At 28.6% G+C, this 12,593-nt stretch carries 12 protein-coding genes and 1 other annotated feature; all 12 genes read left to right on the top strand.

The features are described 5' to 3' along the window. The first annotated feature begins 314 nt into the window (after positions 1 to 314). Complete coding sequence (locus I2A75_RS06705) at positions 315 to 1,031, top strand: MgtC/SapB family protein (protein WP_195263698.1); 717 nt, start codon at positions 315 to 317, stop codon at positions 1,029 to 1,031. Positions 1,032 to 1,145: 114 nt separating this feature from the next. Next, positions 1,146 to 1,598, top strand: a complete 453-nt coding sequence (locus I2A75_RS06700; RefSeq protein WP_195263697.1) for a MarR family transcriptional regulator — start codon at positions 1,146 to 1,148, stop codon at positions 1,596 to 1,598. Between the two features lie 102 nt (positions 1,599 to 1,700). Further along, entirely contained in the window at positions 1,701 to 2,114 is a 414-nt protein-coding gene (locus I2A75_RS06695; protein WP_195263696.1) for a HutP family protein, read from the top strand. Positions 2,115 to 2,915: 801 nt separating this feature from the next. Beyond that, a complete protein-coding gene (gene adhE / locus I2A75_RS06690; protein WP_195263695.1) occupies positions 2,916 to 5,540 on the top strand; it encodes a bifunctional acetaldehyde-CoA/alcohol dehydrogenase in 2,625 nt (874 codons plus the stop codon). A gap of 152 nt (positions 5,541 to 5,692) precedes the next feature. Continuing rightward, positions 5,693 to 6,175: a hypothetical protein gene (locus I2A75_RS06685; protein WP_195263694.1), complete on the top strand. Its 483-nt coding sequence runs from the start codon at positions 5,693 to 5,695 to the stop codon at positions 6,173 to 6,175. 27 nt (positions 6,176 to 6,202) lie between these two features. Beyond that, positions 6,203 to 7,444 (top strand): replication-associated recombination protein A, encoded by a 1,242-nt coding sequence (locus I2A75_RS06680; protein ID WP_195263693.1) that lies wholly within the window; start codon positions 6,203 to 6,205, stop codon positions 7,442 to 7,444. 102 nt (positions 7,445 to 7,546) lie between these two features. Next, entirely contained in the window at positions 7,547 to 7,999 is a 453-nt protein-coding gene (locus I2A75_RS06675; RefSeq protein ID WP_195263692.1) for an Rrf2 family transcriptional regulator, read from the top strand. A gap of 2 nt (positions 8,000 to 8,001) precedes the next feature. Then, positions 8,002 to 9,201, top strand: a complete 1,200-nt coding sequence (gene nifS, locus I2A75_RS06670; RefSeq protein ID WP_195263691.1) for a cysteine desulfurase NifS — start codon at positions 8,002 to 8,004, stop codon at positions 9,199 to 9,201. Further along, positions 9,185 to 9,616: a Fe-S cluster assembly scaffold protein NifU gene (gene nifU / locus I2A75_RS06665; protein ID WP_008678265.1), complete on the top strand. Its 432-nt coding sequence runs from the start codon at positions 9,185 to 9,187 to the stop codon at positions 9,614 to 9,616. Before nifS ends, nifU begins: the two co-directional genes overlap by 17 nt. A gap of 2 nt (positions 9,617 to 9,618) precedes the next feature. After that, complete coding sequence (mnmA, locus tag I2A75_RS06660; protein WP_195263703.1) at positions 9,619 to 10,707, top strand: tRNA 2-thiouridine(34) synthase MnmA; 1,089 nt, start codon at positions 9,619 to 9,621, stop codon at positions 10,705 to 10,707. An 87-nt stretch (positions 10,708 to 10,794) separates the two neighbouring features. Then, positions 10,795 to 11,277 carry a PRC-barrel domain-containing protein gene (locus I2A75_RS06655; RefSeq protein ID WP_195263690.1) on the top strand — a complete coding sequence of 161 codons (483 nt, stop codon included), beginning with the start codon at positions 10,795 to 10,797 and terminating at the stop codon, positions 11,275 to 11,277. After that, positions 11,271 to 12,302, top strand: coding sequence for an AI-2E family transporter (locus I2A75_RS06650; protein WP_195263689.1), 1,032 nt, complete (start codon positions 11,271 to 11,273; stop codon positions 12,300 to 12,302). Before I2A75_RS06655 ends, I2A75_RS06650 begins: the two co-directional genes overlap by 7 nt. 62 nt (positions 12,303 to 12,364) lie before the next feature. Next, positions 12,365 to 12,537: a binding site (T-box leader), on the top strand. Positions 12,538 to 12,593: the final 56 nt, after the last annotated feature.

Genomic DNA, 12,593 nt, shown 5'->3' with positions numbered 1-12,593 from the left:
TTATTTTTATAAAGGGGCTCGCGAAACGCGAGCCCCTTTTAAACCATTGATTTTACTTACTTAAAGACGTTTTTAAACTTAAATACAAATTTTTATTTATTATTTATATATTTACAAAAAGGGAAGTTTGAATTAAATTAGAACTTCTTTTTTGTAGGCTAATATTAAAATTTATTTTGATATAGCCCCTTTTTTTATTATAAAAAAATATAGAAAATAATATATGTTTTATAGAAATATAATCAAAATACTTTACTTTGAATCATAAGATAAATAATGTAGTATTTTAACTTAGCACTTTAAAGGAGGATAAGATGATATTAGACATTAGAGAAATAATAATCAGGTTAGTTCTTGCTGTTATAGTTGGAGGAATAATTGGATATGAAAGGGAAATGCAACATAGAGCAGCAGGATTTAGAACCCATATATTAGTATGCTTAGGAGCAACAATAATATCTTTATTACAAATTGATATGGGAAATAAAGCAATTGCAATGATTGAAGCAAATAAAGAGTTAAGTGATGTTATAAAAATTGATTATGGAAGACTAGGAGCACAAGTAATTACTGGGGTTGGATTTATTGGAGCAGGAGCTATAATCCATACCAAGGGAAATATTAAGGGATTAACTACTGCAGCAACTTTATGGATAGTTGCTTGTCTAGGACTATCTATAGGGATGGGAGAATATTATATAAGTATATTTGGAGCTATTATAATAGTTATAACATTAGTTTTTTTGAAAAGAATAGAAAGCAAGTTTATATCAAAGAATATAGTTAAGAAGGTTGAAATTAAATATCATGATATAGAGAATGTAAATATAGAAATACAAAAATCGCTTGAAAATGAAAACTTAAAGATAAAAATAGTTGAATACCTTTTAGATAAAGAAAAAAATCGTTATGATGAAAGTGAGGTTCATGCTATATATACAATTATACAACCTGGATATGTAAAATTGGATAAAATAATAGATGTATTAAGAAATAATGAAAATATAATTTATATAAAAATGTTAAATTAATTTTGATATTCAAAATACTTTATATAAAAATATTTATTATACAATTGAAATTTGATTACTATTAGATTATTATTTAATTGAGGAACTATAGAAAAAGGATGGGATAAAGTTATTATGCAAAGAAGTGAAAATATAGTTAATGAGTTGCTTGTAAAAATATTTAATGAAATATTACAAATTGAAGAAAAAACTTTGAAAAGTGGGCATTTTTCAGACTTATCTGTTAGAGAAATGCATACAATCGAGACAATAGGAAGAAAAGAACAAAGAATGATGAGTGAAGTAGCACAGGATTTAGGTATAACTGTTGGAACATTAACTACATCAATTAATAGATTAATTAAAAAGGGATATGTAGATAGAAAAAGAATAGAAGAAGATAGAAGAGTAGTGTTAGTTGAATTAACTAAAAAGGGAAAAGTTGCACATAGACTACATGAAAGATTTCATAATGAAATGGTAAGAAGTATGATGGATGATCTTTCAGAAGATGAAAAGAATGTATTGATAGGGTCTTTAGATAAATTAAATAAATATTTTAAAGATAAATGTGAAAATATAAAGTAAGAAAAACTAGTTGTTCTAATAAAGTAATCAGTTTAAGTTACTATAATGAATCTAATGTTTATGATATTATTAATGTATAAATATTAGGGGTGGGAGGATATTATGGGAAACACTAGTTTAGAAGTTGCTAAGTATGCAACTAGGATGGCAATTTCATCTAGAGATGAAGAGGAAGAACTTAAGGTTGAATTTAAGAAAAAAGGTGTCTTAGTAACTGCTGTAAATATAGGTGGTAATATAAATGATTCAACATCTAAAATATTAGAAAGAGCATTAGTAGCTTCTAAAAGAAATGGAGTAATAAGAGAAGAACATTTACACGAAGGTGGAGTAATTGGAGCAACTAGAGATGCATTGATGCAGGTTTGGAACAGAGCAAGTGGACAAAATGTAGGTGGAAAAGTAGGGATTGCAAGAAGAGGAGAACACCTAACTGTATGTATTTTTCTAAGTGTTGGACTCCTACATTTAGATGAAGTAGTGATTGGGATAGGGCATAGAGCTATTCCTAAATGATTAGTACAAATAAAGGTAATATGTTTATAAATATAAACATATTACCTTTATTTTTTATAAAATAACTAATAAAAATTTAAATAAAAATAATAATTATGATGTTTATATATTATGGATGGAATATATAATTTATAGAATATATTCTTTTGAATATTTTAAATTAATTCTATAAGAAAAAAGGGAAACTTAATAATAAGTAATTAAAGAAAAATAGCTTTTAACCTTATTAGATAATTACGTATAAAAATATATAAGTGAATATAAAGTTTAATATAATAATCTTACGAATTAAAGATTATTATATATGAATATTTAAACGGATTTTTGGAAAATTAATATTAGCTTTAGTATTTATAATAAAGCTAATATTTTTATTTTTGAAAATATTGGTCAAGGAATTGTTAAGTTTAACTCATTAATTGTTATAAATATAACAATTAACTACCGAAATTTACAAAATTAACTCAACAAATTTCTTGGGGATTTTTTCTAAAATTATACCATAACTCAAAAATGAGCAAGTATTCAGAAAATGGTAGAGGTATAAAGTCGAATATTATAAGAAATATCAAACTTGAATACAAAATAAATAAAGAAAGGAAAATTTAAACTTATGAAATTGCATTAAAATAGTACAAAAAATAAGAAAATAAAAAATGTGATAAACTTTTAACAAAAAAAGATTGACAAAAATTAAACAATGGAATAAAATGAAAATGTAGTTAAGTTAAACATAATATTAAAAAAGTAAATAAATCAGAATGTAAAAATTAACTTATAGATATTTAGGAGGAATAAAAGATGGCTGTAACAAATGCACAGGAATTAACTCAAAGAATTAAAGAATTAAGAGAAGCACAAAGGGTATTTGCTACTTATAATCAAGAGCAAGTAGATGAGATTTTTAGACAAGCAGCTATGGCGGCAAATGATAACAGAATTAAATTAGCAAAGATGGCAGTTGCTGAAACTGGAATGGGAATAGTAGAAGATAAAGTTATTAAGAATCATTTCGCAGCTGAATATATATATAATCAATATAAAGATATGAAAACTTGTGGAGTTTTAGAAGAAGATAAAACTTTTGGTATAACAAAGGTTGCAGAACCAATAGGAGTTATAGCAGCTATAGTTCCAACAACTAATCCAACTTCAACAGCTATATTTAAAACTTTAATAGCATTAAAAACTAGAAATGCAATAATTATATCACCACACCCAAGAGCAAAGAAAGCTACAATTGAAGCTGCTAGAATAGTATTAGAAGCAGCAGTTAAGGCTGGAGCTCCAGAGGGAATCATAGGATGGATAGATGAGCCATCAGTAGAATTATCACAAAATGTTATGAGAGAATCTGATATAATTCTTGCAACAGGTGGTCCAGCAATGGTAAAAGCGGCTTATTCATCAGGAAGACCAGCTTTAGGAGTTGGAGCAGGTAATACTCCAGCTATAATAGATGAAACTGCTCACATAAAGATGGCTGTAAACTCAATATTACTTTCAAAAACATTTGATAATGGGGTTATTTGTGCATCAGAACAATCACTAGTTGTTATAGATCAAGTTTATGATGAAGTTAAGAGTGAATTAAGTGATAGAGGAGCTTACATTCTTAAGGGTGAAGAAGTAGATAAGGTTAGAAAGATTATATTAAATGAAAAAGGTGGATTAAATGCAAATATAGTTGGTCAATCAGCTTATAAAATTGCAGAAATGGCAGGAGTTAATGTTCCAACAACAGCTAAAGTTTTAATTGGTGAAGTTGAATCTGTAGAATTAGAAGAACCATTTTCACATGAAAAATTATCTCCAATTTTAGCTATGTATAGAGTTAAGTCATATGAAGAGGCTTTAGAAAAGGCTAATAGATTAATAGAATTAGGTGGTATGGGACATACTTCAATTCTTTACACTGATCAACTTAAATCAAGAGATAGAATATTAAAATTTGGAGAAATGATGAAGACAGCTAGAACATTAATAAACATGCCAGCATCTCAAGGTGCTATTGGGGATATATTTAACTTTAAACTAGCTCCATCATTAACTCTTGGATGTGGATCATGGGGAGGAAACTCAGTTTCAGAAAATGTTGGTCCAAAGCACTTAATTAACATTAAGAGCATAGCTGAAAGGAGAGAAAATATGCTTTGGTTTAGAGTTCCAGAAAAAGTTTACTTCAAATATGGTTGTTTACCAGTAGCTTTAGAAGAATTAAGAGATATGGGTAAAAAGAAGGCATTTATAGTAACTGATAAAGTATTATTTGAAATGGGATATACAAATAAGGTTACAGAAGTTTTAGAAAGAAACGGAATACAATTTAAAATATTCTCAGATGTTGAACCAGACCCAACACTTAGATGTGCAAAAGCTGGAGCAAAAGAAATGTTAGATTTCAATCCAGATGTAATAATTGCCCTTGGTGGTGGATCAGCAATGGATGCTGCAAAAATTATGTGGGTAATGTATGAACATCCAGAAGTTAAATTTGAAGATTTAGCAATGAGATTTATGGATATAAGAAAGAGAGTTTATAAATTCCCAACTATGGGTGAAAAAGCTATGATGGTATCAATAGCTACATCAGCAGGAACAGGTTCAGAAGTAACTCCATTTGCTGTTATTACAGATGAAACTACAGGTGTTAAATATCCACTTGCAGATTATGAACTAACTCCAGATATGGCAATAGTTGATGCTGAGCTTATGATGACTTCACCAAAGGGATTAACAGCTTGTGCAGGAATAGACGTATTAGTTCACTCAATTGAAGCGTATGTATCAATAATGGCTTCAGAATATACTAATGGTTTAGCTTTAGAAGCAATAAGATTAGTATTTAAGTATTTACCAGATGCTTATAATGAAGGAACAACTAATGTTAAAGCTAGAGAAAAAATGGCTCATGCATCATGTATGGCTGGGATGGCATTCTCAAATGCATTCTTAGGAATTACACACTCAATGGCTCATAAATTAGGTGCATTCCATCACTTACCACACGGTATGGCAAACTCATTATTAATGAATGAAGTTATAAGATTCAATGCAACTGATGCTCCAACTAAACAAGCAGCATTTGCTCAATACAAATATCCAAATGCAGCATGGAGATATGCTAGAATAGCTGATCATCTTGGATTAGGCGGAAACACTGAAGAAGAAAAGGTAGAATTATTAATAAAGGCTGTTGAGAAATTACAAGCTCAAGTTAATATGCCAAAAACTATAAAAGAAGCTGGAGTATCTGAAACTAAGTTCTATGAAACATTAGATGAAATGGTTGAGCAAGCATTTGATGATCAATGTACAGGTGCTAACCCAAGATATCCATTAATGAGTGAATTAAGAGAAATGTATATTACAGCTTATGAAGGTCCAAAAACTAAAGAAGTTAAAAAAGAAACTAAGAAAAAATAATATTTTATGATAAAAAAATAGAGGCTACTCTTATGTAGTCTCTATTTTTTATTTACATATTACTCATATATGACAAGAAATTGTGATATTATTTATAAAGAGAATTTATTAAGATATTACAAAGAATTAATATTACAAAATGGAGGAAATATATGAAAAAGAAAATATTAATAATATCTTTATTATTATTTGCACAAATACTTATGTTTGGATGTACAAAGGATGTAAGTAGGCAAGATGAGAAAAGGATAAAAGAAACAATTGATTTAGTTTTATCATATAAAGATGGATACGATGATACTATGAAGAAACATATAAGTGAGGATAATTTTTATGTTTGCAATTATGTAGAGTTTTACTCATTATATATAGGTGAATTAAATCTTGAGAAATATGAAAGTAAAATAGTAAGTATAAAAAATGAAAATGGAAAATATAAAGTGTGTATGACTCTTGATATGGTAGCAAAAGCTTTAGAGACACATGGCGATGAACATGCAAGTGATGAGGCTATAGGCGAAGATGTACCAATTGAAGTAATTGTAAAAGAAAAAGACGGAGAAATTTTTATAGAAGGATTTACTGAATATGAAGATATTGAAAAGGCTAAAGAATTAAATGAAGGATTTAATTAAAAATAACAAAAAGAAAGAGTGAAAATAATGAAACCATTAGCAGAAATAATGAGACCAAAAACATTAGAAGATTTTGTTGGTCAAAATGAGATATTAGCTAAAGGAAAGCCGTTATATAACTTAATTATAAATAAGATGATTCCAAATTGTATACTGTATGGACCACCAGGAACAGGAAAAACAACTTTAGCAAATATAATGGCAAATTATGTTGATAGAAAATTTTATAAATTAAATGCTACAACTGCTTCTGTAAAAGATATACAAGAAATTACTGAGAGTTTGGATAGTTTACTTAACTATAATGGAGTAGTTATATATATTGATGAATTACAGCATTTTAGCAAAAAACAGCAACAAGCACTTTTGGAATTTATAGAGAATGGAAGAGTTACATTAATAGCAAGCACTACAGAAAATCCTTATTTTGCAATTCATAAGGCAATATTAAGTAGATGTAATATATTCAAATTTGAGGCACTAAATATACATGATATAACTATAGGGTTAGAGAAGGCGATAAAAAAGCTAATTGGTGAAGGTATTAATGTAGAGTATTCTTTAGAAGCTTTGAAGTATATTGGTGAAATTTCTCAAGGAGATTATAGAAAAGCTTATAATATATTAGAATTAACTATAAATTCACAACTTAAAAATATAAAGGAAATATCTGTAGAATATATAGAAAGTTTGAATCAATCTCATATGAGAGCAGATGCAAGTGGTGATGAGTATTACAATTTATTAAGTGCATTGCAAAAAAGCATAAGGGGCAGTGATCCTGATGCAGCTATACATTATTTAGCAAGGCTTATTAAATCAGGAAACTTAACGGCAATAATAAGAAGAATTTCTGTAATAGTAGCAGAAGATATAGGACTTGCACATCCTAATGCGCTAAGTGTAGTAAATTCAGGTATAGAGTTGGCTTTAAAGGTAGGGCTTCCAGAGGCACAAATAATACTAGCAGAACTTGTTATATATTTAGCTACATTACCTAAATCTAATAGTGCATATTTAGCTATTGCTAATGCTATGAAGGATTTAGAAAACAAGAATATAGGAGATGTACCCAATTATTTAAAGGATGCACATTATTCCGGAGCAGAAAGCTTAGGTGTTTCAGGGTATAAGTATCCACACGATTATGAAAATAACTATGTAAAACAAATATATATGCCAGAAAGATTAAAAGATTCTAAATATTATTTTCCTCAAAAAAATAAATATGAGGAAAGCATAACTATGTATTGGAACAAGATAAAATAAGGAGTTATGATGAAATGATGATTATTGACAATAGTAGAGTGGTTTGGTAAGATATATAAAGTAAATACTAGTAAAATAGTCAACATTAAAGGGGGAAGTATAATGAAGCTTTCTACTAAAGGTAGATACGGGGTCAAGGCTATGGTAGACCTTGCAATGCACTATGGAGATGCCCCCGTTTCAATAAAAACAATCTCCCAAAGACAAAATATATCAGAATATTATTTAGAGCAATTATTTTCACCACTTAGAAAAGCAAAACTTATTAAAAGTATAAGAGGTGCTCAAGGTGGATATGTGTTAAATTATGCTCCAAAGGATATAACAGTAGCAGATGTTATGAATGTACTTGAAGGACCTGTTGAAATTGCTGAATGCATTGAAGGAACAGAGTGTGATAACGTAGATTTTTGTGCTACTAGATTGTTATGGGAAAAAATTAAAAATAGTATTGATGAAGTAATGAAAAACATTACACTTCAAGATATAGTAGATGATTATGTAAGAATGAAGGATGAAAATCAATCCGTTAAGATTGTTAAAAGGAGCGAATAGACATGAGAAATGTATACATGGATTATGCAGCAACTACATATGTTAAACCAGAAGTTTTAGAAGAAATGATGCCATTCTTTACTGAAAGGTACGGAAATCCATCATCTTTCTATGGAATTTCTAGAGAAACTAAAATGGCTATTGATAAAGCTAGAAGTAGAGTTGCTAATACTTTAAATTGTGATCCAAATGAGGTTTATTTTACTGGTGGCGGATCAGAAGCAGATAACTGGGCTATTAAAGGAATAGCATCAGCTCATAGAAAAAAGGGAAACCATATTATAACAACAAAAATTGAACACCATGCAGTACTTCACACATGTGAATACTTAGAGAAAAATGGATTTGAAGTGACTTATCTGAATGTAGACAAAGAAGGTTTTATTGACTTAGAAGAACTTAAAAATGCTATAACTGATAAGACAATATTAGTTTCAATTATGTTTGCAAATAACGAAATAGGAACTATTCAACCTGTTAAAGAAATAGGGGAAATTTGTAGAGAAAGAAAAGTTTTATTCCATACTGATGCAGTTCAAGCAATAGGAAATGTTCCAGTAGATGTTAAAGAAATGAATATTGATTTATTATCTTTAGCAGGACATAAAGTTTATGGACCAAAAGGAATAGGAGCACTTTATATAAGAAAAGGCGTTAGAATTGACAACTTAATTCATGGTGGTGGTCAAGAAAGAGCTAGAAGAGCTGGAACTGAAAATACAGCTTCTATAGTAGGGCTTGGAAAGGCAATTGAACTTGCTACTGAAAATTTAGAAGAACATAATAAGAAGATAACTAAACTTAGAGATAGATTAATTGAAGGTTTATTAAATGTACCACATACAAGATTAAATGGACCAGTAGGGGAAAAAAGATTACCAGGTAATGCTAATATTACTTTTGAATTTATAGAAGGTGAATCAATACTTCTATCATTAGACTTTGAAGGTGTATGCGCATCAAGTGGTAGTGCATGTACTTCAGGATCACTTGATCCATCTCACGTATTACTAGCAATAGGATTACCTCATGAGTTAGCTCATGGATCTCTAAGATTGACATTAGGTGATGGTTCAACAGATGAAGATGTAGATTATGTACTTGAAGTTGTTCCACCTATTATAGAAAGACTTAGAAATATGTCTCCATTATGGGAAGACTTTTTAAAGAAGGGAGAAAAATATTATGATGTACAGCGATAAGGTTATGGATCATTTTAGAAATCCAAGAAATGTAGGGGAAATTGAAGATGCAAATGGCGTAGGTGAAGTGGGAAACGCTAAATGCGGAGATATAATGAAGGTTTATTTAAAAATTGAAGACAATATAGTTAAAGATGTTAAATTCAAAACATTTGGATGTGGATCTGCTATTGCTTCATCATCAATGGCAACAGAATTAATAAAAGGAAAGACTGTAGAAGAAGCTTGGGAATTATCAAATAAAGCAGTAGCAGAAGCTTTAGATGGACTTCCACCTGTAAAGATGCATTGTTCTGTTTTAGCAGAAGAAGCTATACATAAGGCAATTAATGACTATAGAAAAAACACAGGTTTAGAGCTTTGGGATTTTGAAGAACATGATGATATACATGATCATGTTCATGGTCACGAATAGGAATTAATATGAAGAAAAAAGTAGTTGTAGGTATGAGTGGCGGAGTTGATAGCTCCGTTGCTGCATATCTTTTAAAAGAGCAAGGTTACGAAGTAATAGGCGTAACAATGAAACATTTTGATGATGAAGATGAAGACTATGTTGAAAGAGAAGGTGGATGTTGTTCTCTTTCTTCAGTAGAAGATGCAAGAAGAGTTGCCGATAAACTAGGAATACCTTTTTATGTTCTTAATTTTAAGGATTCATTTAAAGAAAAGGTAATAGATTATTTTGTACAAGAGTATATGGAAGGAAAAACACCTAATCCATGTATTGCTTGTAATAAACATATAAAGTTTGATGAATTTCTAAGAAGAGCAAAAGGGATTGGAGCTGATTATGTAGCTACAGGACATTATGCTAAAATAGAGAAAAAAGAAGATGGTAGATATCTTTTAATAAAAGCAGATGATGATAAAAAAGATCAGACATATGCTTTATATAACTTTACACAAGAACAATTAAGTCAAACATTAATGCCTTGTGGAGATTATACTAAGGATAAAATAAGAGAAATAGCTAAAGAGATTGGTCTTGCAGTTCACAATAAAAAAGATAGTGAAGAAATATGCTTTATACCTGATAATAATCATGGTAAATACATTTTAAATGCTAGACCAAATCAAGTGAGAGAAGGAAATTTTGTTGATAAAAATGGTAATATATTAGGTAAACATAAAGGTATAGTTTATTATACAATTGGCCAAAGAAAAGGCTTAGGTTTAGCATTAGGAACTCCTATTTTTGTTACTGATATAAACCCAAGAACTAATGAAGTTGTTATAGGGCCAGAAGAAGATGTGTTTAAAACTGATTTAGTTGCAAAGGATGTTAACTTTATTCCTTTTGATTCTCTTAATGAAGAAACAACTGTATTTGCTAAGGTTAGATATCAGGCAAAACCTTCTGAAGCAATAATATCACCACTTGCAGATGGAAAAGTTAAAGTTTCTTTTAAGGAAAAGCAAAGAGCTATAACTAAAGGACAATCAGTTGTATTTTATGATGGAAACGTCGTTGTTGGTGGCGGAATAATAGAAGAAATTATATAAATAAGAAAATTCTCATATGTATATATGAGAATTTTTTTTTATCTTTAGGAGATAATATAGTTATTCTATATAGAAGGGAGAAAGCTTATGTTAAAGAGTAAGGATTTCTATCTACTAAAAGTGTATGATATAAGGGGGAAGTACCTAGGTGTTGTAGATGACATATATATTAATTTTCATGAAGGTAAAATAGTTGGTTTTTTTGTTTCTAATTATCTTCTGTTTAGTAAGAAAAATTTTGTTAGAAGCGGTGATATTATTTCTTTAGAAGAAGTAATGATTGTAAAAGAATTAAATAAAAAAGAAGGATTATCTTTTAAGAGTATAAAAGATATGGATATTAAAGATAAAAATAATACAATGAGAGGGGTATTAGAAGATTTAATAATTGAAAAAAAAGATTTATCAATAAAAGGCATAGTTATGAGTTCGGGAATATTTGATAGGATGATAAAAGGTAAAGAAATATTGTTATTGAAAGATTGTTTATTAGGTGAAGACTTTATCTTATATTATGGAAGTGATGAGGTTAGGCTTCAAAGTATACCTCGTAAAAGAAAAACATGTTGATATATAAGAAATATAAAAAGATTATAAATTCAATTTTAATAATCCTATCAATTGTTTTAATTTTAATTTTGTATATAAAAATTAAGACAATAAACAGTATAGTAAATATTATTTTTATAGGATTTATATTGGCCTATGCTTTAAAACCTCTAAGAGATACTATAAGTGAGAAGTTTAAATTAAGCAAAAGGATTTCGTCAATTTCTATAATACTAACTATATTATTTGGTTTAATATTACTTTCATATATAGTTATCCCTTCAATGTTAAGAGAAAGCTCTAATATTGGATATATACTAGATAATATTGATGAATATGTTAAGAATATTGTAGATAAATTGAATTTAAATGATATATCCTTTTTAAAATCAATATATAATCAAATGAGTGAAGAAATAAATATGTTTTTTAGTAAAGCTACTGATAATTTTTTGGAAAACTTAATGGTTTGTTTTGAAAGTATGATTTCTTTTGCTATTGTACCAATAGTAACATATTATTTCCTAGTTGATGGTGATCTTATTTATAATAAGCTTTTATTAATATTACCAACAGAAAAGAGGATAATTGCTAAAAAGGTTATTAGTCATATAGATAAAGTTTTGTCAAGATATATAATAAGTCAATTATTATTATCATTAATTATAGGAGTACTAACATTTATTGTTCTACTTATAATAAATGTTAAATTTGCATTAATACTTGGTATATTTAATGGTGTCTTGAATATAGTACCTTATTTTGGGCCAATAATAGGTGGAGTTCCTGCTATATTTGTAGCACTTTTGGAATCGCCCAATAAAGCGTTATGGACACTTTTAGCAATATTTTTGATACAACAAATTGAAGGAAATATATTATCTCCTAAAATAACAGGTGATAGTACTAATATGCATCCTATAATAATTATAATTTTATTGTTGGTAGGAGAAAAATTAGGTGGGCTCATAGGGATGATAGTGGCAGTTCCAATAGGAGTTATAGTTAAAGTAATATATGATGATATCAATGATTATTTGTTTTAATAAAATAATTGACATATTTTAATAAATAAACTATAATTTCATTGAAATATAAGAAAAATTAATATTTAGCGTTGAAGAGAATGAGTAAATATACACTATGTATTTAGAGAAGAAGTGGTTGGTGAAAACTTCTTACATAATATATTGAAGCTATCTTGGAGCTATATTATCTAAGTGATGTATTGTTAATACATAATTAGGGTGGTACCGCGGAATTTATGTTTTCGTCCCTTTTTTATAGGGATGGAAACTTTTTTTATTATAAAATACTGTAAAGTAAAAAATGGAGGT

This window comes from Clostridium sp. 1001275B_160808_H3, assembly GCF_015550425.1.
Taxonomy (GTDB): domain Bacteria; phylum Bacillota; class Clostridia; order Clostridiales; family Clostridiaceae; genus Clostridium.
Note: the sequence above shows the minus strand (reverse complement) of the source record. Positions and strands in the feature narration are given on the sequence as shown.